Raw genomic sequence first — 21369 nt, 5'->3', positions numbered from 1 at the left:
AGGTATGATGGTCTTAAAATGTGCTGAAATTCATTTTGAAAAATTGTTTAATCTGTTGCTGTTAAAGGATTCTTCAACTATTTCAAAATCTCTGTCACAAAATTAGGTCTTAAAAAAGCCCGTAAAGCTTCACAGTTCTCAAAACGTTAATTATTTGGAGTCGTTGCGAACATGTTCGCTTACCAATAGAATAATTGATTCCGATTTCAGCAAGTATACTCATTACGAATAACGCACTTACGCAAATGATACATTTCTTTTTAGTTGATTTCCTCATTTTGATCGCCGCTATTTCTTTTTTCTTTGAATTCATCATACGTTTTTGGGAGATATTTCTTTATTAACTTTTTCTCTCTTGCGTTTTGGAGGGAGTAAGTTGCGGTTTTTTGAGAGATTAGTATGTTTAAACTGAAGAGTTATTAAGTAATTAAAGTATAGTAAATCAAAAAAACAAATATAATAAATGAAATTTACGCCACTAATATTGCAACCCTAGCTTATTTATGCGATCCTAAATATAATAAAACTAACAAAATCAATTAGATTAGAGGGTTAAAATATATGAAAAAAGAAATTCACGTAGTAGGAGCAATCATAGTGGAGAACGGGAAAGTTTTGTGTTGTCAAAGAGGACCTAAACGTGCATTAGCAAATCTTTGGGAATTTCCTGGTGGAAAAATCGAGAATGGTGAGACGAAAGTTCAAGCGCTTGAACGTGAATTGCAAGAAGAATTAAAAATAGAAGTAACGATCGTCAAGGAAGAGTATGCTTTTTGTCGATATGAGTATGATTTTGGTTTCGTTAATCTAACTACATTTATCTGTTATTTAGAATCAGGTGAACCTCAGTTGACAGAACATCTACAAATTAAATGGCTAACGCCAAATGAATTAAACCAACTTGAGTGGGCGCCTGCTGATATTCCTACTGTGGAAAAATTAGTAGAAAAAGGTGTGGGAACTGAACAAAATGGATAATTTAGAATTGGCGTTACAAAAGGCATTTATTAATAAGGAAGCTCTAGGTGACGAACTTACACCTAAATTTATTGTGAACAATCCCAAAAAACATGATTATTTATTGAATACATTGAGTAAAGATTTGAAAAGCTGTAAGACTTTTTTTATAGCCGTCGCATTTATAACACCTAGTGGTTTAAATGCAATAAAAACACAACTGGCTGATCTGGCTTTGCGTGGAATCTCTGGAAAAATCTTAACATCAACATACTTAAATTTTAATGATCCACACGTATTTCGAGCATTGTTGAATATTCCAAATGTAGAAGTACGAGTTTCTAAAAAAGAAGGTTTTCATTCAAAAGGATATTTATTTGAGATGGAGGATTATCAAAGCTTCGTTATTGGTAGTTCAAACCTAACAATGTCTGCTTTGAAACTTAACTATGAGTGGAATGTTAGATTAACTTCAAGAGAGAATGGCGAGATGGTTTCTTCTATTCAAAAGCATCTCATTCAAGAATGGCACGAGGCACAGTCGTTAACCCTAGAATGGGTCGATGCATTTGAAAAAAATTATCATCCTATTGTTAATAGAAAGATGTTAGTACAAGATGTTTCTGAAAACGAGTGTTTAGATACGCAATATATTTTGCCGAACTCTATGCAGAAAGAAGCGCTTAGAAGGTTAAAAGCGCTTAGAGAAATGGGCGCAACTAAGGGAATGATTGTTTCTGCAACTGGTACAGGGAAAACGTATTTAGCAGCATTTGATGTGCAGCAATTCAATCCTAAACGTGTATTATTTATTGTTCATAGTGAGCTAATTTTAATGAAAGCATTAGAATCATTCAAATTGATTTTAGGTGGAAAAGATGATGATTATGGTGTTTTATCAGGGAATTCTAAGAATTTTGATGCAAAATATCTATTTGGAACAATTCAAACAGTATCTAAAAGTGAATATCAAGAGCGTTTAGGAAAAGCAGCGTTTGACTATATTTTGATTGATGAAGTCCATAAAGCTGGAGCGAAATCTTATATTAAAGCCATTGAATTTTTCAATCCCAAGTTTTTATTGGGAATGACGGCTACACCTGAAAGAACAGATAATTTTAATATCTTTGAGCTATTTGATTATAAGGTAGCGTATGAAATACGTTTGCAAGCCGCTTTAGAAGCAGAACTGCTTTGTCCATTTTATTATTTTGGCGTAACTGATTATGAAAAAGATGGTGAAATCATTGATGAAACAACCGATTTAAAACGTTTGCTACAGGAAGAACGAGTTGATTTTTTAATAAAAAAAATTAACTATTATGGTTATTCGGGAGATAGTCCTCGAGGCTTGGTGTTTTGTAGTCGTAAAGACGAAGCAAGGCAGTTAGCAGAGATGTTTAACGATCGTGGAATTCCGAGTGCTTATTTATCAGGTGACCATAATTTTGATAAAAGAGAAAAGGAAATTAAGCGTTTAGATACTGGAGAGATTCATTATATCTTCACGGTTGATATTTTTAATGAAGGTATTGATATCCCTAAAGTAAATCAAGTAATTATGCTGCGAAATACGCAATCTAGTATTATTTTTATTCAGCAATTAGGTCGGGGGCTAAGAAAAGACCCATCAAAAGAATTTGTTACGGTAATTGATTTTATTGGTAATTATAAAAATAACTATATGATTCCTATGGCTTTATCTGGAGATAGTTCTCAAACTAAGAATAGTTTACGTCGCGATACAATTGATGTGACGTATATCAGTGGTTTATCTTCAATTAATTTTGAAAAAGTTGCTCGTGAACGTATCTTTAAATCAATTGATCAAGCTAAATTAGATGCGATGTCAGAACTAAAAGCTAGTTATTTTAAGTTGAAAAATCGGTTGAATAGGGTTCCTTACCTGAATGATTTTCAAGTGTTAGATGGCGTGGATCCATTGTTGATTATAGGTAAAGAAAAAACATACTATAATTTCTTGGAGAGGATTGGGGAAACAGAAGCTAAATTAAGTGAAGAAGAAAACAGTGCACTAAAATTTGTTTCTGTAGAATTGCTATCAGGAATTCGCCCGCATGAACTTTATGTTATTGAAGAATTTTTAATGACAGATAAAGAACAGTTATCTTTAGAGGAAATCACAGCGCTGTTTGATACGTTTAACCTGACGTATACGACAGATACTCTAGCATCTGTTGTTAAAGTCTTAGATTTATCTTTTTACGAATCAACAATTAGAAAACGTTATTTGTTATCACAAATGTTTAAGATGAAAGAAAATTGTTTACAAATAACAGAAAAATTCAGAGAGTTTAAAAAGAATTCTTATTTCATCAATTTGATGTTAGATGTAATCCATACAGGGATTAACAAATCTATGGAGTATGATTTATCCCAACCGTTAAATTTATACAAAAAATATCGTCGTAAAGATGTTTTACGATTATTAAATATGAACTTTAATCAAAATGAACAAAGTATTGGTGGCTATACAAACAGTAATAATCATTTTGCTATTTTTGTAACTTTGGATAAAGGCAAAGATTTTAAAGCTGCACGTATTGCTTATGAGGATGAATTTATTGATGAACGAACATTCCATTGGTATACAAAAGCGCCTAGAAATCTACGCTCGCCAGAAGTTCAACTTTTGCGGAATCCTGGGGAATATAAATTTCATTTATTTGTGAAACGGAAATATAATCAAAAAGAGAACGAAACAGATTTCTATTATCTAGGCGAAGTAGTCCCTCTTCAAGAAACTATCCAACAAGTCGAAAAACAAGACAAAGAGGGTAAGAAAAAAAGCGTCGTTAAATTAGACTTTACCTTAGAAACCCCTGTAGAACCTAATATGTATGAATTTTTAACGCAGAACACAAACTAAAAAAAGCCACTTTCCTCTGGAAAGTGGCTTTTCCCATCCCCCTCACCGAGAAGACAAAATTTCATAAATCACATAGAGTTCCCAGTTGGAAATCTCTATTCGATAAAACTGTTCTAGGGTATAGAAAATGTTTTTAGCATTTTGGAAAAATGGTTTTTGGTTAATGGTTAGTTCCTCGAGGTTAGCAGGGATTTCATAGTCTTCAACGCCGAGCATGGTTCGCTCTACCATGAGCGCGTTGTGCATCATTAAGTTAAATTTCATTTTGCCGCTGAGTGTGAGGTCGAAGCGTTTTTCAATGTTTTTTGTAACGTTTTCGACTTGTTTAATAATGACGTCAGGATTTAGAAATTCTAGTTTTTCTGACAAGCCTTCTTTCGAGAAGAAGTGAACAAATTCGTTAATCATGCTATCGATGTTATTGGGATGCATCAAGTTTTGGAAAGGTTCCATCAACTGGGTTCCTGCATCTTCGTCTAACATGTCTAAGAGATTCACGCTAGCAACATTCGTATGATTGTCTAAGTAGGACGTCGTCAAAATGAGCGAGGTTTCTTTTAAATAATTTTCTTCGGCGTTGGCAATGTCTAACGTGTTTACCAAATCTTTGTATTTTAGAGTAATGACTTTAATATCAGTATACAGGTATTTTTGACAGATTTGTTTGATTTGCTTGGCAATATCCAGACCTGAAATACTAGAGACAATGATATTTTTTTCCACTGAAAAGCCTTCAAAGTACTGTACATCGGTTTTAAATTTTTTTTCAGCGGTTTTAGCAATACCATAGAAAAGTTGTTCGTTCATTAATTGATGACCAATTTCCAACGCATAGGCAGTGGTCAGGTTATTGATCACCAAGAGTTCTCCAAGAATTTGCGGTTTCAAACTTTTATAAAGTTGTGTCAGGGAACCCATATCGACGAGCATAATGACGCCTTGTGATGTGTCCCGCTGAGAAAGCCAGTCTTTAACTTCGGCGACGATATCTCGGACGGAGGAGGTTAAGGGCATGTTAATCGCATCGAAAATATAGGTACCACATAATTTGTTGGCAACGGCTTGAATACTTGTGGCAGTCGATTCACCATGCGCCACGAGGAGCGCTTGGTAAGGAATCGTTTCAGAAATTTCTCCGCTAAGTAATACAGATAAGAGTACCTCTGTCAAGAAACGGTATTCTTCTGGCAGCGGACTGACTAAGTTTTTCACGAGGGAAACCGTTCGCGGATAGTGTTCTTTTAACTGTGCTTGGACTGGAAGGAGCATTGTTTCGTTAAATGTTGGCGGTAAAATTTTCAGCAATTTGGCAACATCTTTCATCGGTTTTTCAGTTTGTTCAGGTTGGTTAATAATTAGTTTGTTTTTGGTTTGGACTTCCGTGACTAGGTTTTGTAAAAAATAATCATTTTCTAAGGTTATTTCATCGTCTAAACAATATTTAATGAATTGTGTCAGTTCAGTTTTTAAGTGGGCCAGTGTTTTTTCTTTTGTAAATAAGGCTTCAAATGTTGCGAAAATATCGGAAGAAAGTGTGTCTTCTTCTAACACTTCTTTGTCTAAAGGAATCGCAATCATTGGTTGAGTCGCATCGCCAATGACGACGGGTTGATTGGGCAAAGTTTTTCGTAATTGCGACGCGCAAAGGAGCTGCACTTTGTTGGATAAACTTCCCACGTTGCCAGGTTCGTCATTTTCTAATAATGCCGTAAAGATTTCTTCGTCCACGTTGATGTCTTTGGTCATTCGTTTCGCTTCTCGGTGAAATAAGTTTTTCAAAATCGCAATCCGTTCTCGAATGGGGCGCTCTTTGAAGTTCGGAAGTGAGACGATTACGGAAATTCGGCGATAAAAGGTTGGTAATAAGACTTTTTTCGGGTTTTCGGTGGTCGCAAATAGTAGCCGGACCTTGGAATGCACCATTTTTCCTTCTTCACCAATAGGGCGGAAGGTCCCTGTATCCATAAACTGAAAGAGTTTTTCTTGGTTTTCGTTGGATAATCGATGTACTTCATCTAAAAAGAGTACGGAATTATTAGCTTGGGCCAAGAGTCCTTGTTTTTCTGATTCAGCCCCAGTGAATGCGCCTTTGGTATGGCCGAAGAGAATGGATGATAGCAATTCGGGATTATTGGCATAATCGGCACAGTTAAAGGTGTAGAATTTTTCCAGGCCAATGATTTGTTCATTTTTCAGATACTCATAAATCAGCTTTGCCAAAAAGCTTTTGCCGACGCCACTGGCTCCATGGATTAATAAAGGCATACCCAATGGGGGATACAACATAGCGGCTTTGCATTGTTCGATGGCTTTTTTGGCGCTGCCTTGGCTACCGATGTATTGTCGAAACACATCGGTAGTGGGGGTTGTTGCACGGGTTAATTGCCAATAAACGGGTTTTTTTCCCGTTTGTTGGACTTCACCTTTTTCCAATAATTTATTTAAGTATAAGCTGGTTACCGAGCGGCTTAATTGAATTTTTGTGGCAATTTCTTGTGTGCTCATCGGGGTGTTGCTGGTTTCTAAAATATCAACTAAGTGTTGGTAGGTCTCCAAGCGCATGATTCATCGTCCTTCCAAAAGAGAGGTCGGGACAGGGGTTGCTTCTGTTCCCGCCGTTTATCAGCTTTTAAGCCTGAGATAAAAATCACTTTGGATTTTTGTCTCAGGCTCTAAGTGTTTAATAATTAAATGTTTATTGTTTCAATTTTAACAGATGCCTAGTAATCCTAGCAAGATGCCTAAGAACATGATGCCAAACATCACTACGTTAACATTGACTTTTTTGCGTAATAGCCAGAAAGCAAGTAACGTCACGGCTAATGGTACGATACCGACGAATAGTTGATCCAAATAGTCTTGGATTTTAACTACGTCTTTGCTTCCTTTAACGGAAACTTCAAGAATCGTTTTGAATTTTACATTTGAAGCAGTCATACTGCCCATCATCATTAAGCCTAGCATACTTGATACTTTTGTGAGTATCTTCATTCCGCCTGATTCGTACATTTTTTGGATAAAACTTTCACCGATTGAATAGCCGCTATACAACGCATAATAGTGAATCAGGAACGCAGGAACGTTGTATAAAAGTAAGAAGACAATCGCCCCTAATGGCGAACCAGTGCTGGCTAATGAAATCCCAATACCGGCAGCAATGACACGCAAGATGCCCCAGAAGAAGGAATCACCGATGCCTGAAAGTGGCCCCATTAGTGAGGCTTTAACTGCTGTAATAGAGCTAGCATCAAAATTTTCGTCTTCACTGTTTTGTTTTTCCATCGAAGCAACGAGCCCCATGATGAAGTTATTGATATGCATGGTTGCATTGAACCAAGTGGTGTGACGCACCAATGCCTCGGCCCGTTCTTCCTTGGTTTTATAAAAACGATTGATAACTGGGAGTAAAGTGTACATGACACCCACTGCGTGGTATTGTGTAGCTCCTGTCCGGCTAGCGTTCATCGTCCAAGAACGCCAGAAAACAGAGCGCATCATTTTTTTCTCTTCTTTAGATAAATTCTCTTTTAACTTCATGCGAAAAAGTCCTCCTCTTCGATTTCTTTCGCGCTGCCTTCAACCGCAGAAGACGCCGCAGGTTTTCTTTTTAGAATGTCGCGAAATTCTACATCCCGTTGGGCACTCACGACACAAATTACTGTCCCGATGACCGCTACCGCAACGGCTGGTAATTGTAGGTACGCGGTTAAAACAAAGCCTAAAATGTAAAAGACGGCTAATTTATTATCCCATAACAGTTTCATTAACATAGCAAACCCAACGGCAGGTAAAAGTCCGCCAGCTGCGCTTAAGCCGTTCATCAAATTTTGTGGAATACTTTCAACAAACAGATTTACTGGCCCGCTTCCTGCTAAAATTCCGATAAATGAAATCGAAGCGATGATTAAATAATAAATAATCCACGTTCCGTAATGCAGTGTCACAACCATTTTTTGGTTGCCTTCACGTGCTGCTTTGTCAAGAGAAGGAGCAAAGATATTCATAAAGACATTTTTTAAAAACATCACCACGAAAGCGGCTAACATCCCAATTGGTACGGCTAACGTCATGGCGGCTTTTTGTTCGACATTTGAAATAATTGCAAACGTTGTGGCTAAAGTAGTCGCAGTTACAGGTTCCGCTGCGATAACACCACCGATATTAACATTTCCTAAGAAAATTGCTTCCAAAGAGGCCCCCATTAAGACCCCTGTTTTCATGTCGCCCATTAAAATTCCTGTGACTAATCCAACGACTAAGGGACGTTCCATCATACTTTGACCAGTTAAATAATTCCCAGCAAAACAGATAAATACAGCTAAGGCTGCCATTGTTGCATGCATAAGCATTGTTCATTTCCTCCTTTTAATTGACGGCTTGTTTTAGACTTAATTTTGAGTTGGTTGGCAGGACTTGGTTATAGCTTTCCACGTGAGTCAAACTGGCTAATTCTTTGGCAGCTTCTAACTCTTCAGGGTTTAATTGGACACTTGGGAAAACCATTGTTTTGGTGGCTGGATCTGATTTATCAAAGCGGCCAGCGTTGGCAACATTCACACTTTCAATATCTGTCACGTTTTTCGCAATTTTAGTAGCGTCCGCTACACTGTTCACAATTACAAAAATTCGTTTGTCTTTGCCCCGAGGATCATTGAAGACATCAATCGCATCATCGACTGAGCGAATTAATAGTTTCATACCATTAGGGACCGCCATTTTTAACGTCATTTGCATTACTTCGTTTTTGGCTGCTTCATCATTCGCTACAACTAATAAGGGGGCATTCAATTCTTTGGTCCAAACTACGGCTACTTGGCCGTGAATTAATCTGTCGTCTACTCGTACTTGTGTAATCATTTTAATTTCCTCCTAAAAAAAGTTTTCTTCTTCATTTGATGGGTTTAATTCAACGAATTGAATTTGTGCTTCAGCAATTGCTGCTTGAATATCTTCTTTGGTTAGCTTTTCGCCTTCTTTTAAGAAAATCAGCGACAAGGCAATGGCTAAGTTGGCATTGGAAATGATAAAAACATTGTCTGGTTTTGTCGTCATGACTTCTTGAACAATTTTTTGATTGACACTACCACCATATAAATCTGTTAAAATAATAGCTTGTTCTTCTGCGCCAAGGGACTGAAGAAACGTTTGAATAATTGGCGTGTAGTCCTCAGGAGTCACATAGGCATTGATGACCGCCAGCTCTTTTCCTTTGTCTGCGAGAATATCCAAGGAACTTTGGAAGCCTTTCGCTAAGTTTCCGTGACTAGCAATTAAAAATTTTCTTTTCATTCTTTTCACCTCACTTTTATATAAAGCAAGTTCTGTGCCAAAAAAAGAGAACTCTAAATCCTTGATTTGAAAGGGTTTTAACGCTCTTGAAACTGTTTAAACAGTTTTGAATCAAAATAAACACGTTAATCGTTGGCTAGTTTGTTGTTGAAAAATAGCTAAGCAAAACTGTAAAATTTAATCAAAATAACCCCCGTTTTTATCGAGAAGTGTTACAATAATATTCATGAATATTTATACATTAAGGAGAGTTACGAATGACTGATGCTCTTGTGATACAAGATTTACGCAAAGTGTACGCTTCAGGTGTTGAAGCGTTGCGGGGGATTGATTTAACAGTCGAAGAAGGCGATTTTTATGCTCTTTTGGGACCGAATGGCGCAGGAAAATCAACGACGATTGGGATTGTGACCTCGTTAGTTAATAAGACTTCGGGGAAAGTCAAAATTTTTGGGTATGATTTAGATACGGAGATGGTGCGGGCGAAGCAACAGATTGGGTTAGTTCCGCAGGAGTTTAACTTCAATCCGTTTGAAACGGTCCAGCAGATTGTGGTCAATCAAGCGGGCTATTATGGGGTGTCTCGTAAAGAAGCCATGAAACGGAGTGAAAAGTATTTAAAACAATCCAATTTATGGGAAAAACGGAACGAACGGGCGCGAATGCTTTCTGGCGGAATGAAACGTCGCTTGATGATTGCTCGCGCGCTGATGCATGAGCCGAAGTTATTGATTTTAGATGAACCAACTGCAGGTGTCGATATTGAATTGCGCCGTGAAATGTGGGCCTTTTTACAAGAGTTAAATGCGCAGGGAACCACGATTATTTTGACGACCCATTACTTAGAAGAAGCTGAGATGTTGTGTCGCAACATTGGGATTATTCAGTCTGGTGAATTGATTGAAAACACCAGCATGAAGCACTTGTTAGCAAAATTACAATTTGAAACGTTTATTTTTGATTTAGCACCTTATACGCAGGCGCCAGTTATTGAAGGCTATCAAAGCGTATTTGAGGACGAGTTAACGTTAGCGGTGGAAGTGGAACGAAACCAAGGAGTCAATCACTTGTTTGAACAGCTAAGTCAACAAGGAATCAAAGTATTGTCAATGCGGAATAAGTCCAACCGTTTGGAAGAGCTCTTCTTGAAGATTACCGAGGATACGTACCAAAGGGAGGATCAACATGTTTAGTCTGTATTTTACTGCTTTAAAAAGTTTAGCTGTGAAGGAAACCAACCGTTATTTACGGATTTGGGTCCAAACACTGGTACCGCCAGTAATTACGACGTCCTTATATTTTGTGATTTTCGGGAAAATGATTGGCGGGCGAATTGGCGACATGGGCGGTTTTTCTTATATGGAATTTATCGTGCCAGGTTTAATTATGATGTCAGCCATTACAAGTTCGTACGCCAATGTTTCATCTTCCTTTTTCTCACAAAAATTCCAGAAAAATATCGAAGAAATTCTCGTGGCGCCAGTTCCAACTCATGTGATTATTTGGGGATTTGTGATTGGGGGCGTTGGTCGTAGTATTTTGGTCGGTGCGTTAGTCACCATCATTTCTCTATTTTTTGTGCCATTGCACGTTGTTTCTTGGCTGATGGTCATCATGACTTTATTGATGACAGCGATTCTTTTTTCTTTAGCTGGTTTGTTAAATGGTATTTTTGCGCAATCCTATGATGATGTATCGATTGTGCCAACCTTTGTGTTACAGCCTTTAACCTATTTGGGTGGGGTTTTCTATGCCATTTCCATGTTGCCGCCATTTTGGCAAGCTGTCTCAAAAGTTAATCCGATTGTTTACATGATTTCTGGGTTCCGCTACGGTTTCCTAGGGGTTCAAGATGTGCCAATTGGTATTTCTATGACCATTTTAATCTTATTTATTGTCGTTTTATATGGCATTTGTTGGTACCTTGTAGAAACAGGGCGTGGCTTACGTAGTTAAAGCCGTAAAAAGATTAAACTGTCTGAATCACTCATTCTAGCGAGCAGATTCAGACAGTTTTCTTGTTTCTAAGTATGCCTTTTTTGATTCTTCGTGCATTTCCCTGTATAATAGCAATGTTTCGCACCAGAATATGTCGACAATTGTCGTTGAAAATAAAGAAAAAATCAGAAACGGAGTATATGAAGATGAGCAAGAATTTTTGGGCAACATTGCCAAAGCCCTTTTTTGTTTTAGCACCGATGGAAGATGTCACTGATGTGGTCTTTCGTCATGTCGTGAAAGAAGCTGGGGCACCAGATGTGTTTTTTACAGAATTTACTAATTCGGATAGTTATTGTCATCCTGAAGGAAAAGATAGTGTACGCGGGCGCCTCGTTTTTACAGAAGATGAACAGCCGATGGTGGCACATATTTGGGGGGATAAACCGGAATTTTTCCGTGAAATGAGTATCGGCGTAGCGGAGATGGGCTTTCAAGGGTTAGACATAAATATGGGCTGTCCTGTGCCTAACGTGGCTGAGCGTGGAAAAGGCAGCGGGCTAATTTTGCGCCCAGAAGTCGCGGCTGAATTGATTGACGCTGCCAAAGCAGGTGGCTTACCTGTTAGTGTCAAAACACGCATTGGGTTTACTGAAATGGCGGAAATGGAGGCGTGGATCACGCATTTATTAGAGCAAGACATTGCGAATCTATCCATTCATTTGCGAACACGAAAAGAGATGAGCAAAGTGGATGCCCATTGGGAGGTCATTCCGCAAATTATGGCTATTCGGGACCGTGTCGCACCGCAAACGACAATTACGATTAATGGGGATATTCCCGATCGTCAAAAGGGCCTAGAATTAGCAGAACAATATGGTGTAGATGGCATCATGATTGGTCGGGGGATTTTTAAAAATCCTTATGCCTTTGAAAAAGAACCCAAAACACATACGCCACAAGAATTACTGGGCTTGTTACGTTTACAATTGGATTTGCAAGACAAGTATGCAGAATTGGTGCCTCGCTCCATCGTTGGGCTGCATCGCTTCTTCAAAATTTATGTCAAAGGCTTTCCAGGTGCCAGTGATTTAAGAGCACAATTAATGAATACAAAATCAACGGATGAAGTGCGCCAGTTGTTAGCGACGTTTGAAGCAGAACATGGTGTGCTTGACTAAATAAAAAAAGAGAGGAGGTAGCATTTTAGCTAATGCTACCTCCTCTCTTTTGAATGCTTAATGCGCAATCATTTCTTGGGCAATTTCTTGTTTGCTTAAGTCGTTTGGATAATACGTTGGCCAGTTGTCCATTTCATTGAACAGACTTTCTTGGCTATCGCCGCCGAAGAAGATGTGGAAATGAGCGGCTTTCGTTGGTGCGATGTTGTGGTCGCTAAATTGGACGTATTTAAACCGCCCAGCATTGGCATCGTCTGTTTCAAAAAGGAAACGGACGCCACGGTTGCCTTTTGCATAGTTTAAAATTTTATAACCGGCTGCTTTATAGGTGAATTTTTGTGGTTTGCCATTGACCAGAAATTCAATGGTGGAATCAGTGATGTTGATGTGGTCGACATCAGTTTGATAGCCGGCATCATAGTAGGTTTTGTATTCGGCTGGTGTTTTATCTTTTTTCAGTTTCGCTTTGTAATCGAAGACTTGGTCTAATGTGCCATCTTTTAATAAAGGATAGACGGATTGCCAATTTCCAGCGTAATCTGCCAGTGTTCTCTCAGCCACCTCACTGTCTTTGAAATAGCCGTTAGCCACGGTTTTTTCTGTTTTTTCAGAGGTTTCTGGCTGAACCTCTTTCCCGGCTGTATCTGTTGTTTTTTTCAAAGCAGTTAAGTTTTCTTTCATTACAGAAAGATAATCTTCGCCATTGTCCATTTGTTTTTGTGTCAAACTTTCTAGCGGGTTTAGGACTTCCAATTGAACATTCGCTTCGTCAGCTAACGTTTTAGCAATTTTATCGTTGGCATTTTTTTCAAAATAAATATAGCGAATTTGGTTGTCTGTGACATATTTTTTCAACTCTGCCAAGCGCCCTGCTGTTGGCTCTTGTTCAGGTGTTAAACCAGCTATTGGCACTTGTTTTAAGCCGTAATCTAAGGCAAGATAACCAAATGCAGCATGTTGGGTAACAAAACTTTTTTGCTTAGCGTCTTTCAAAGCTGTTTGGAACTCTTTGTCTAAGGCTGTTAATTTTGTTAAGTATTTTTCTGCGTTTGTTTCAAATGTTTTGGCTTTTTTAGGGTAAAGTTTGACTAATTGTTCTTTGATGTTTGTAACTTCTTGGATGGCACGATGGGGCGAAACCCAAGTATGCGGATCTAATTCATGGTGGTGGCCTTCTTCGCCATGTTCGTGGTCATGGTCGTGTCCGTCTTCGTCACTGCCAGGAAGTAAGACCATGTTTTCGGTACCTTTAATGACGTTCGGGGCTCCTTTTTTCCAGCCTTTAGCAGCTTTTGGTACCCAAGATTCCATATTTTCATTGTGGTAAACGAAAACATCCGCATCATGGATGGTAGCCATATCTTTGGCGGATGGTTCATAATCGTGGGGTTCAGAACCAGCAGGGATTAACAATTTGACGTCTCCTTCATCGCCTACAATATTTTTAGTGAAATCGTACATAGGATAAAAAGTCGTGACAATGGAAAGTTTTTCTTTACCGTCAGCTGTTTTATCAGAAGTGTTTGTTCTGCCGCAAGCGCCGAAAAGAATTAGCGATAAGGCGGCTAACAGGGGAAGAGTAAATTTTTTCATAGGTGTGCTCCTTTAGTGAATTACGCAATTTTCTTTTGTTTATTGCGCTTATGTTCTTTAATGATTTTAAGTGCGCGTTTTCGTGTTTTGATGTTGGGACTTTTCAGTCGACGATAAGCGCTAGATAAGTCAGTTTTTTCCATTATATATAGGACCTCCATTTCGTAAAAAATTAATTTACGGAGTAGCTATTTTGTTGAGGGTTTGAAAGGTTTCTTGGATTTTTTTTGTCTCTAATTCTTTGCCAATCAGAACAATTGTCGTTTCTTGAGGGGGTTGATTCGTCATTTGAAAGGCCACTTGCTGGTTGACGCCTTGCATGGCAATGGCCAAGTCATGCTCCTGTAAGGCGAGAATCCCTTTGAAACGGTATAACTTTTCCTGATGTGTATACATTAACCAATCAAGCCAACGAGTGAAAAGAGGTTCGTTGAGGGCTGAGGACGCCGTTAACGTAAGGGAGTGAAAGGTATGGTGATGATGCTCATGGGCGTGCTCATGCGGGGAATGAGTCATTTCGTGTTCTGTAAGTGTTGCCGTAAACTTATTTAATTGAAAAAAGTCACTAGCCAAAAGAGGCTCGTTGGCTTGAAAGGATAAAATATCAGCAAAAGGATTAATGGTACGAAGGGTTTCTTGGAACGTTGGTAGCTGAGTGCTGTCTGCTGGTTCCTTGACAGAAAAAAAGAGGCGATCTGCTAAGGCCAGTTGTTTGATGGCTTCGGCTTCTTGAAGCTGTTGTTGCCAATGATGCCCATCAACGACCGTTAAGAGACTGTCTATATAGAAATGATTTTTGATGTGCGGGGTCGTTAAAATTGTTTGAATGATTGGTTGCGGATCAGCAATGCCCGTTGTTTCTAAAATGACTTGGGCAATGGGTTGTTGTTCTTCTTGGTACACTTCTAAGATTGCTGATAAAGAGGCAAGAAGATCTCCTCGTAAGCTGCAGCACATGCAACCGTTATTTAATTGAATAATTCGTTCCGTGGTTTGTAAAAGTAATGCGTGGTCAACGCCTGTTTGACCAAATTCATTTTCAATAATAATAATTTCTTCTTTAGGAAACGGTGACTGCGCAAGCGCATGGTTAATTAAGGTTGTTTTTCCTGCGCCTAAAAAGCCAGAAACAATGGTGATTGGAATGCCCATCAAGTTTTCCTCCTGTTATTTGACTTCAGTGAAAAGTGCGCGGCGCCGTAATTTTGGTGAATATTTTTTCAGCTGTAATTTTTCTGGTGTATTTCGTTTGTTTTTACTTGTTAAGTAAAGGCGCTCGCCAGTTTCAGCGCAAGCTAACGTAATGGTTTGGCGCATAGTACCGTCCTCCAATTTGATTTTTTTAATTGCGTATAAAAGATAAAGGGGGCTGCGAGGTCAGCCCAAATGCGACCGTCCTCGCTAGTTGTCTTTATCGAAATAATGAGTTACCAGCTTGCTTTTTTGACGCCAGGAATCAAGCCTTGGTGAGCCAATTCACGGAAACGAATCCGAGACATGCCAAATTTACGCATGTAGCCACGTGGGCGCCCATCTGTTTGATCGCGGAGTTTTAAGCGACTTGGATGAGCATCTTTTGGCAATTTGCTAAGACCTTCATAATCGCCAGCTTCTTTTAAGGCTTGGCGAATAGGTGCATATTTTGCAATCATTGCTTGTTGTTTTTTTGCTTTAGCAATTTTTGATTTTTTAGCCATAAGGCACTTCCTTTCTTTTTGGATTTATAAAATCTAAATCGTAATGGTTACGATTTGAACGGAAGTATATTATCAGGTGTTGGGTTGTTTGTCAAGTGAGAATTTCGTTTTTTTTAGGACTTGCTAAGTTGAGAAGTTAGAAATGTTTGTTTTAGCGCTGTTTTGTAGTATCTTTTAAGAAAGAGTAAAAAGGAGTGAAGATGGCAATGGTAGAACGTTTGACGATTATTCGTGGTGTGGAAAAATTTGAATTACAAACGAAAACAGCGCGCTGGGTGTTATCAAAAGAAGAGGGATACTCGCCAGTTCAAATGCTCGTTTCGGCAATTGGCGCTTGTGGGGGGTACGTGTATCAATCCGTTTTGGAAAATTCGCACATTCCCTTTGAGTTTGAAAAAATAGAAGTCACGTATTCAAGAGAAGTAGAGAGACGCGCACAACCATTAAAACAGGTGACGATTCTCTTTTATGTGTCTGTTCCAGAAGCCTTTCAAGAACGGGCGACACGGTGTTTGAAGCTTGTCTCCCCAAACTGTCCAGTGATTCAATCATTGGCTGAAAGAATTACTGTCGAAGAAACAGTTGTCTTTAAAAAGTAAACCATTAGAGACATTATCGTTACGAGCGCTTTTCCCTTTTTGGATGCCTCGTTTCTGAGAATGTCTTTTTTTAGAGGAGCGTAGGGAAATAGCTGTAGAAACAGGAATTTTTTAATTCATTTGTACAAAATAATACAGACAAAAAACAGATAGTGTTTTTTTCACAAAAAAAAAGGTTGCTTTTTTTTCTGTTTTAGTAGATGATGTAAGTAGTTACATCTCTGATATAACGCTGTTTTTCGAAACGTGTGTTATTTTTTAATTCGTAATAGTTTTTTTAAATCGTTTCACAGAATTACTTTAATTGTTATACAGTTTTTTTAGTTGTTATAGTTTGTTTGTCGGCCTTTAGGAGGTAATCATGATTGAGTTAGTGAATGTGTCGAAAGTCTATCAAGAGACACACGCGTTAAAAAATATTCACTTTTCTGTCCAACCAGGAGAAATCGTTGGGATTGTTGGGAAAAGTGGCTCTGGCAAGTCCACGTTGTTACGTTTGTTGAATTTAATGGAACAACCGAGTGAAGGGGAAATTCGCATTGATGGCAGAAATGTTCAAACCTTCTCTAAAAAAGAAGTTCGCCAGCAGCAACAACAAATGGGGATGGTGTTTCAGCATTACAATTTGTTAGAAAATTTGAAAATTTATGATAATGTTGCGTTGCCTTTGAAACTTTTAAAAGAGAAACAGCCTGAAAAAATTGAGCGTTTATTAACGTTTGTTGATATGGCCCATAAGGCAGAAGCGTATCCTGCTCAGCTTTCTGGTGGGGAAAAACAGCGTGTCTCTATTGCTCGAGCGTTGAGCCGTAATCCAAAATGGTTATTATGTGACGAGGCAACGAGTTCATTAGATGAAGAAAATACAGAAAGTGTCGTTCGACTATTACATAAGACGCATCAGGAATTCCGACCGACTATTTTCTTTGTCAGTCACGAATTAGAAACCGTGAAGCGCTTATGTAATCGTATCTTAGTGATGGAAAAAGGTCAGTTAATTGGCGAATTTCTGAATAATCCTCAGCAATATGAGGAAGAACCGCTTTCCTATTTAGAAAAAGTGGAAAGGAGTTTGCGCCCATGACTTTTTCAGAAACCTTTGCCGAATATTGGCCATCTATGCTGGTGGGCTTAAAAGAAACAGGGATTATGATGTCGATTTCGATGGCTATCTGTTTGCTTGTCGGCTTGCCTTTAGGCTTAGGACTATTTTTGGCTAATCCGAAAGTCAAAGGGCATCAACCTTGGCTATACTGGGTTTTAAATTTCATTGTAACTGTTATTCGTTCGTTTCCTTATTTATTATTTGTGATTGCGTTGATTCCAGTTACTCGTTCTGTTTTAGGAAAGGCGTTTGGCCCAATTCCTTCATCTGTGCCATTGAGTATTGTTGCGATCGCGATTTTTGCTCGCTTGGTTGAACAAGTGCTGTTGGATGTTCCAGAAGAAATTTATTTTTTAGCTAATTCGTTAGGCACCTCGAAAGTCCAATACATTTGGCACTTTTTATTGGTGGAAGCACGTAGCGGATTGGTCCTTGCTTACACAACCACGACAGTGAGTATGGTTTCATATTCCACGGTGATGGGTGTTGTTGGTGGCGGCGGGATTGGCGATTTTGCAGTTCGTGTCGGGTATCAACGGTATGAATACGGTATTATGTATGTTGCCATTGTGATTATGATTGCACTGGTCTTCATTTTACAAATGCTTGGGAACTTCATTGCCCAAAAACTAGACAAAAGAAAGTAGGAGGACAAAAGAATGAAGAAGTTTTATTTAGCAACATTCGCTGTTATTGCAACAGTTATTTTAGCTGCCTGTGGGGGAAATAAACAAGCAGATCAGAAAGAAGACAAGGAGATTACCGTGGCCGTGCAATTGGAATCTTCAAAAGATATCTTGGAGATTGCCAAGAAAGAAGCTGAGAAAAAAGGGTACAAAATTAACATTATGGAAGTGAGCGACAATGTTGCCTACAACGATGCCGTGCAACATGACGAAGCGGATGCTAATTTTGCGCAACATCAACCCTTCATGGAAATGTTTAACAAAGAGAAAAAAGCTGATTTAGTGGCTGTGCAACCGATTTATTATTTTGCTGGTGGTTTCTATTCAAAAGAATACCAAGATGCGAAAGATTTACCTGAAAATGCCAAAGTGGGGATTCCTAGCGATCCAACCAATGAAGGTCGTGCTTTAGCAATTTTAAATGCAAACGGCGTGATTAAATTAAAAGAAGGTGTCGGCTTTAACGGCACGGTGGCAGATGTCGTGGAAAATCCTAAAAACATCACTTTTGAAAGCATTGATTTACTGAATTTAGCTAAAGCCTATGATGAAAAAGACATCGCTATGGTGTTCTGCTACCCAGCCTACTTAGAACCTGCTGGTTTAACAACGAAAGATGCGATCTTGTTAGAAGATAAAGAAGCAAGTAAACATTACGCATTGCAAGTTGTGACACGCAAAGGCGAAAAAGATAGCGAAAAAATCAAGGTTTTAAAAGAAGCGATGACAACAAAAGAAGTTGCTGAATACATCAAGAAAAATTCTAAAGGCGCCAATATTCCTGCGTTTTAATGAATAGAAAAAATGAAGCCTCTTTTTTGAGAAGCTTCATTTTTTTCTTTTCTTTGATTTATAGTATAGTTAATAGGAAGGAGGTGCCGGTGTGGTCGAATTATTTATTTTAATGATGGAACGGGTGGGCTTAATTATTTTACTGGCCTTTCTTTTAGTGAATGTGCCTTATTTTAAGCGTGTTTTATTAAGTCGTGAAAAAATGTCTTCAAAAGTTCAGTTGATTTTGATTTTTGGTTTATTTGCTATTATTTCTAATTTTACAGGTATCGAAATCGCTAAGAATCAGATTGTTCCCAATAATTTACTAACCTATTTAAGCAGCAATGCTTCCATTGCGAATACGCGTACGTTAGTAATTGGCGTTTCTGGATTAGTGGGTGGTCCGATTGTCGGCAGTGCGGTTGGTTTAATTGCTGGCTTTCATCGGGTTATTCAAGGCGGGGGGCATAGTTTCTTTTATGTGCCTGCTTCTTTAATTGTTGGCTTAATTGCCGGTTTTTTAGGGAGCCGCATGGCAAAGCAAACTGTTTTTCCGTCTGCCGGCTTTTCTGCCATTGTCGGAGCGTGCATGGAAATGATTCAGATGATTTTTATTTTCTTTTTCAGCGGTGATCTATCGGATGGGGCCACGTTGGTTCGTTTTATTGCGCTGCCGATGATTTTGTTAAATAGCGTAGGAACGTTCATTTTTATGTCGATTCTAACGACGACATTGAAACAAGAAGAGCAGGCCAAAGCGGTTCAGACGCACGATGTTTTGGAATTAGCAGCGGAAACACTGCCATATTTTCGAGAAGGCCTCAATAAAAATTCCAGCAAAAAAGTTGCGGAGATTATTAAGCATTATACAAAAGTCAGTGCGATTAGCATGACAAACAGTCATCAAATTTTAGCTCATGTTGGCGCAGGAAGCGATCATCATATTCCAGAGCTAGAAGTCATTACGGAGCTTTCTCGGGAAGTGTTACGGACGGGCCGAATGACCATCGCGCATGCCAAAGAAGAAGTTGGTTGTTCGGACCCTAATTGTCCGTTGCAAGCGGCGATTGTGATTCCATTATTTTCCCATCAGCAAATTGTTGGCACCTTAAAAATGTACTTTACAGATCCAGCGCAGTTAACGCATGTCGAGGAGCAGTTAGCAGAAGGTCTTGGGACAATCTTTTCTTCACAAATTGAATTAGGTGAAGCGGAAGTACAATCAAAATTACTTAAAGAAGCTGAAATTAAATCCTTGCAAGCGCAAGTGAACCCGCATTTCTTCTTTAATGCCATCAATACTATTTCCGCATTAATGCGGAAAGACAGTGAAAAAGCGCGGAAACTATTGCTCCAATTAAGCAAATACTTTCGAGGCAACTTGCAGGGAGCCGTGCAAACTACGATCCCAGTTTCACAAGAACTAGAACAAGTAAAAGCCTATTTGTCATTAGAACAAGCACGGTTTCCGAATCGTTATCAAGTAACATTTGACGTGGAAGAAGCGGTTGCTTCAGAAAAAGTACCGCCGTATGCGATTCAGGTGTTAGTGGAAAATACCATCAAGCATGCATTTGGCAGCCGGAAGGAGAACAATCAAGTCCGGGTAGTGGTCAAAGCAAAACAACACAAATTACATGTGGATGTGTATGACAATGGGCAAGGGATTCCTGAAGAACGCCGCTTGCTATTAGGAAAGACGACAGTGACTTCGGAAAAAGGCACCGGCACGGCACTGGAAAACTTGTCCCGCAGAATGGCGAACCTTTATGGATCAGAAGGTTGTTTTTTAATTGAAAATTTAGAGACAGGCGGGAGCCATGTTCATTTAGAAATCCCGATGGAACAGGAGGAATTAGATGCACGTATTAATCGTTGATGATGAGCCCTTAGCACGAGAAGAATTGAGCTATCTTGTTTCCCAACATCCGCAAGTGACGAGCGTTGCAGAAGCGGATTCTGTGGCGGAGGCAATGGAAGAGATGATGGATCAAAAGCCAGATTTGTTATTTTTAGATATTCATTTGACCGATGAAAGCGGGTTTGATTTAGCGGAAAAATTAACCCATCTTAAAAAAGCGCCCTACTTGGTCTTTGCAACCGCCTATGATCAATATGCGTTAAAGGCCTTTCAAGTGAATGCAAAAGATTATATTTTGAAACCTTTTGAAGAAGAAAAAATAACACAAGTCATTGAAAAAGCATCGAAAGAAATGGGTCAAGCTGTCCCAGAAAACACTGCCGAAAAAGGACCAAAATCTGAAGCAATACCTATTCAAGGGGAAGACCGCATTTATCTTGTGGCGCCAGAAGATATTTACCTCGTTTCTGTCGAAGAACGGCAACTGAGCATTTTTGTAGATCAACAGGTCTACAAGATGACAGGGACCCTCAACAGTATCGAACAAAAATTACCTGCCACGCTCTTTATTAAAACGCATCGAAGTTTCATCTTGAATCGAACAAAAATTCAAGAAATTCAGCCGTGGTTTAATAACACGTTGCAAGTAATTTTAACCAACGGCTCAAAAGTACCTGTTAGCCGTTCATACGTCAAAGAATTTAAAGAAAAACTTGGCTTAAGTTAAAAAATCACCACTTGAAATGTCGAATGCATTTCAAGTGGTGATTTTTGCATTTGGTGAAGAAATTCTGGCATT

The 21369-nt window shown here is 38.9% G+C and carries 21 protein-coding genes; 11 read left to right on the top strand and 10 right to left on the bottom strand.

Translation table 11 applies throughout. The features are described from left to right. Nucleotides 1-561 precede the first annotated feature (561 nt). Together IGL32_RS12590 and IGL32_RS12585 are read left to right on the top strand one after the other, a co-directional pair. The gene (locus IGL32_RS12590) at nt 562-978 is read left to right on the top strand and encodes a (deoxy)nucleoside triphosphate pyrophosphohydrolase (RefSeq protein ID WP_010820348.1); all 417 of its coding nucleotides are present in this window, start codon (nt 562-564) and stop codon (nt 976-978) included. Further along, nucleotides 971-3847: a DUF3427 domain-containing protein gene (locus IGL32_RS12585; protein ID WP_156210178.1), complete on the top strand. Its 2877-nt coding sequence runs from the start codon at nt 971-973 to the stop codon at nt 3845-3847. The genes IGL32_RS12590 and IGL32_RS12585 overlap by 8 nt, the downstream gene beginning before the upstream one ends. A 42-nt stretch (nt 3848-3889) precedes the next feature. On the opposite strand, the gene IGL32_RS12580 is transcribed toward IGL32_RS12585, so the two are convergent. The 5 genes from IGL32_RS12580 to IGL32_RS12560 all read right to left on the bottom strand — a co-directional run bounded on the left by IGL32_RS12580 (nt 3890) and on the right by IGL32_RS12560 (nt 9136). Beyond that, on the bottom strand, nt 3890-6409 hold the full coding sequence (locus tag IGL32_RS12580; RefSeq protein ID WP_002358978.1) for a sigma 54-interacting transcriptional regulator: 2520 nt from the start codon (nt 6407-6409) through the stop codon (nt 3890-3892). 147 nt (nt 6410-6556) lie between these two features. Further along, nucleotides 6557-7384: a PTS system mannose/fructose/sorbose family transporter subunit IID gene (locus IGL32_RS12575; protein ID WP_002354796.1), complete on the bottom strand. Its 828-nt coding sequence runs from the start codon at nt 7382-7384 to the stop codon at nt 6557-6559. Then, nucleotides 7381-8196, bottom strand: coding sequence for a PTS mannose/fructose/sorbose/N-acetylgalactosamine transporter subunit IIC (locus IGL32_RS12570; RefSeq protein ID WP_002365419.1), 816 nt, complete (start codon nt 8194-8196; stop codon nt 7381-7383). Before IGL32_RS12570 ends, IGL32_RS12575 begins: the two co-directional genes overlap by 4 nt. 16 nt (nt 8197-8212) lie before the next feature. Continuing rightward, a complete protein-coding gene (locus IGL32_RS12565) occupies nt 8213-8704 on the bottom strand; it encodes a PTS system mannose/fructose/N-acetylgalactosamine-transporter subunit IIB (protein WP_002354800.1) in 492 nt (163 codons plus the stop codon). Between the two features lie 12 nt (nt 8705-8716). Continuing rightward, entirely contained in the window at nt 8717-9136 is a 420-nt protein-coding gene (locus tag IGL32_RS12560; RefSeq protein WP_002354802.1) for a PTS sugar transporter subunit IIA, read from the bottom strand. Between the two features lie 257 nt (nt 9137-9393). Between IGL32_RS12560 and IGL32_RS12555 the strand changes: the two genes are divergently transcribed. From IGL32_RS12555 to IGL32_RS12545, 3 genes are all read left to right on the top strand, one after another. Then, nucleotides 9394-10329 (top strand): ABC transporter ATP-binding protein, encoded by a 936-nt coding sequence (locus tag IGL32_RS12555; RefSeq protein ID WP_002354809.1) that lies wholly within the window; start codon nt 9394-9396, stop codon nt 10327-10329. After that, the gene (locus tag IGL32_RS12550; RefSeq protein WP_002354811.1) at nt 10322-11092 is read left to right on the top strand and encodes an ABC transporter permease; all 771 of its coding nucleotides are present in this window, start codon (nt 10322-10324) and stop codon (nt 11090-11092) included. The genes IGL32_RS12555 and IGL32_RS12550 overlap by 8 nt, the downstream gene beginning before the upstream one ends. Nucleotides 11093-11280: 188 nt before the next feature. Continuing rightward, complete coding sequence (locus IGL32_RS12545; RefSeq protein ID WP_002413934.1) at nt 11281-12255, top strand: tRNA dihydrouridine synthase; 975 nt, start codon at nt 11281-11283, stop codon at nt 12253-12255. 57 nt (nt 12256-12312) lie between these two features. Here IGL32_RS12545 and IGL32_RS12540 read toward each other — a convergent pair whose 3' ends face one another. From IGL32_RS12540 to rpsN, 5 genes are all read right to left on the bottom strand, one after another. Next, complete coding sequence (locus tag IGL32_RS12540) at nt 12313-13848, bottom strand: zinc ABC transporter substrate-binding protein AdcA (RefSeq protein WP_010824040.1); 1536 nt, start codon at nt 13846-13848, stop codon at nt 12313-12315. Between the two features lie 20 nt (nt 13849-13868). Beyond that, nucleotides 13869-13991 carry a putative metal homeostasis protein gene (locus tag IGL32_RS12535; protein WP_002383181.1) on the bottom strand — a complete coding sequence of 41 codons (123 nt, stop codon included), beginning with the start codon at nt 13989-13991 and terminating at the stop codon, nt 13869-13871. A gap of 34 nt (nt 13992-14025) precedes the next feature. Beyond that, on the bottom strand, nt 14026-15000 hold the full coding sequence (locus IGL32_RS12530; RefSeq protein WP_002367488.1) for a CobW family GTP-binding protein: 975 nt from the start codon (nt 14998-15000) through the stop codon (nt 14026-14028). Nucleotides 15001-15015: 15 nt separating this feature from the next. Continuing rightward, nucleotides 15016-15165 carry a 50S ribosomal protein L33 gene (rpmG, locus tag IGL32_RS12525; protein ID WP_002354818.1) on the bottom strand — a complete coding sequence of 50 codons (150 nt, stop codon included), beginning with the start codon at nt 15163-15165 and terminating at the stop codon, nt 15016-15018. Nucleotides 15166-15275: 110 nt separating this feature from the next. Next, nucleotides 15276-15545: a 30S ribosomal protein S14 gene (rpsN, locus tag IGL32_RS12520; protein ID WP_002354822.1), complete on the bottom strand. Its 270-nt coding sequence runs from the start codon at nt 15543-15545 to the stop codon at nt 15276-15278. 200 nt (nt 15546-15745) lie between these two features. On the opposite strand from rpsN, the gene IGL32_RS12515 reads away from it, so the two are divergent. The 6 genes from IGL32_RS12515 (at nt 15746) to IGL32_RS12490 (ending at nt 21297) form a co-directional block, all read left to right on the top strand. Then, entirely contained in the window at nt 15746-16144 is a 399-nt protein-coding gene (locus IGL32_RS12515; RefSeq protein ID WP_010706969.1) for an OsmC family protein, read from the top strand. Between the two features lie 361 nt (nt 16145-16505). Next, nucleotides 16506-17228 carry a methionine ABC transporter ATP-binding protein gene (locus IGL32_RS12510; protein WP_002354824.1) on the top strand — a complete coding sequence of 241 codons (723 nt, stop codon included), beginning with the start codon at nt 16506-16508 and terminating at the stop codon, nt 17226-17228. Next, on the top strand, nt 17225-17896 hold the full coding sequence (locus IGL32_RS12505) for a methionine ABC transporter permease (RefSeq protein ID WP_002368484.1): 672 nt from the start codon (nt 17225-17227) through the stop codon (nt 17894-17896). The genes IGL32_RS12510 and IGL32_RS12505 overlap by 4 nt, the downstream gene beginning before the upstream one ends. Nucleotides 17897-17908: 12 nt before the next feature. Then, the gene (locus tag IGL32_RS12500) at nt 17909-18727 is read left to right on the top strand and encodes a MetQ/NlpA family ABC transporter substrate-binding protein (protein WP_002387408.1); all 819 of its coding nucleotides are present in this window, start codon (nt 17909-17911) and stop codon (nt 18725-18727) included. A gap of 91 nt (nt 18728-18818) precedes the next feature. Then, nucleotides 18819-20588 carry a sensor histidine kinase gene (locus IGL32_RS12495; RefSeq protein ID WP_002354827.1) on the top strand — a complete coding sequence of 590 codons (1770 nt, stop codon included), beginning with the start codon at nt 18819-18821 and terminating at the stop codon, nt 20586-20588. Next, nucleotides 20569-21297: a LytR/AlgR family response regulator transcription factor gene (locus tag IGL32_RS12490; protein WP_002367483.1), complete on the top strand. Its 729-nt coding sequence runs from the start codon at nt 20569-20571 to the stop codon at nt 21295-21297. The genes IGL32_RS12495 and IGL32_RS12490 overlap by 20 nt, the downstream gene beginning before the upstream one ends. Nucleotides 21298-21369 lie beyond the last annotated feature (72 nt).

It is taken from the genome of Enterococcus sp. AZ035 (assembly GCF_050548325.1).
In the GTDB taxonomy this organism is placed as follows: Bacteria; Bacillota; Bacilli; order Lactobacillales; family Enterococcaceae; genus Enterococcus; species Enterococcus faecalis.
The sequence above is the reverse complement of the archived record's forward strand: the minus strand, read 5'-3'. Positions and strand labels throughout refer to the sequence as shown.

What these genes read in the sequence shown, in the direction of transcription:
- IGL32_RS12590 (WP_010820348.1), top strand. Translation starts at nt 562, where the DNA reads ATGAAAAAAGAAATTCACGTAGTAGGAGCAATCATAGTGGAGAACGGG.
- IGL32_RS12585 (WP_156210178.1), top strand. Translation starts at nt 971, where the DNA reads ATGGATAATTTAGAATTGGCGTTACAAAAGGCATTTATTAATAAGGAA.
- IGL32_RS12580 (WP_002358978.1), bottom strand. Translation starts at nt 6,409, where the DNA reads ATGCGCTTGGAGACCTACCAACACTTAGTTGATATTTTAGAAACCAGC.
- IGL32_RS12575 (WP_002354796.1), bottom strand. Translation starts at nt 7,384, where the DNA reads ATGAAGTTAAAAGAGAATTTATCTAAAGAAGAGAAAAAAATGATGCGC.
- IGL32_RS12570 (WP_002365419.1), bottom strand. Translation starts at nt 8,196, where the DNA reads ATGCTTATGCATGCAACAATGGCAGCCTTAGCTGTATTTATCTGTTTT.
- IGL32_RS12565 (WP_002354800.1), bottom strand. Translation starts at nt 8,704, where the DNA reads ATGATTACACAAGTACGAGTAGACGACAGATTAATTCACGGCCAAGTA.
- IGL32_RS12560 (WP_002354802.1), bottom strand. Translation starts at nt 9,136, where the DNA reads ATGAAAAGAAAATTTTTAATTGCTAGTCACGGAAACTTAGCGAAAGGC.
- IGL32_RS12555 (WP_002354809.1), top strand. Translation starts at nt 9,394, where the DNA reads ATGACTGATGCTCTTGTGATACAAGATTTACGCAAAGTGTACGCTTCA.
- IGL32_RS12550 (WP_002354811.1), top strand. Translation starts at nt 10,322, where the DNA reads ATGTTTAGTCTGTATTTTACTGCTTTAAAAAGTTTAGCTGTGAAGGAA.
- IGL32_RS12545 (WP_002413934.1), top strand. Translation starts at nt 11,281, where the DNA reads ATGAGCAAGAATTTTTGGGCAACATTGCCAAAGCCCTTTTTTGTTTTA.
- IGL32_RS12540 (WP_010824040.1), bottom strand. Translation starts at nt 13,848, where the DNA reads ATGAAAAAATTTACTCTTCCCCTGTTAGCCGCCTTATCGCTAATTCTT.
- IGL32_RS12535 (WP_002383181.1), bottom strand. Translation starts at nt 13,991, where the DNA reads ATGGAAAAAACTGACTTATCTAGCGCTTATCGTCGACTGAAAAGTCCC.
- IGL32_RS12530 (WP_002367488.1), bottom strand. Translation starts at nt 15,000, where the DNA reads ATGGGCATTCCAATCACCATTGTTTCTGGCTTTTTAGGCGCAGGAAAA.
- rpmG (WP_002354818.1), bottom strand. Translation starts at nt 15,165, where the DNA reads ATGCGCCAAACCATTACGTTAGCTTGCGCTGAAACTGGCGAGCGCCTT.
- rpsN (WP_002354822.1), bottom strand. Translation starts at nt 15,545, where the DNA reads ATGGCTAAAAAATCAAAAATTGCTAAAGCAAAAAAACAACAAGCAATG.
- IGL32_RS12515 (WP_010706969.1), top strand. Translation starts at nt 15,746, where the DNA reads ATGGCAATGGTAGAACGTTTGACGATTATTCGTGGTGTGGAAAAATTT.
- IGL32_RS12510 (WP_002354824.1), top strand. Translation starts at nt 16,506, where the DNA reads ATGATTGAGTTAGTGAATGTGTCGAAAGTCTATCAAGAGACACACGCG.
- IGL32_RS12505 (WP_002368484.1), top strand. Translation starts at nt 17,225, where the DNA reads ATGACTTTTTCAGAAACCTTTGCCGAATATTGGCCATCTATGCTGGTG.
- IGL32_RS12500 (WP_002387408.1), top strand. Translation starts at nt 17,909, where the DNA reads ATGAAGAAGTTTTATTTAGCAACATTCGCTGTTATTGCAACAGTTATT.
- IGL32_RS12490 (WP_002367483.1), top strand. Translation starts at nt 20,569, where the DNA reads ATGCACGTATTAATCGTTGATGATGAGCCCTTAGCACGAGAAGAATTG.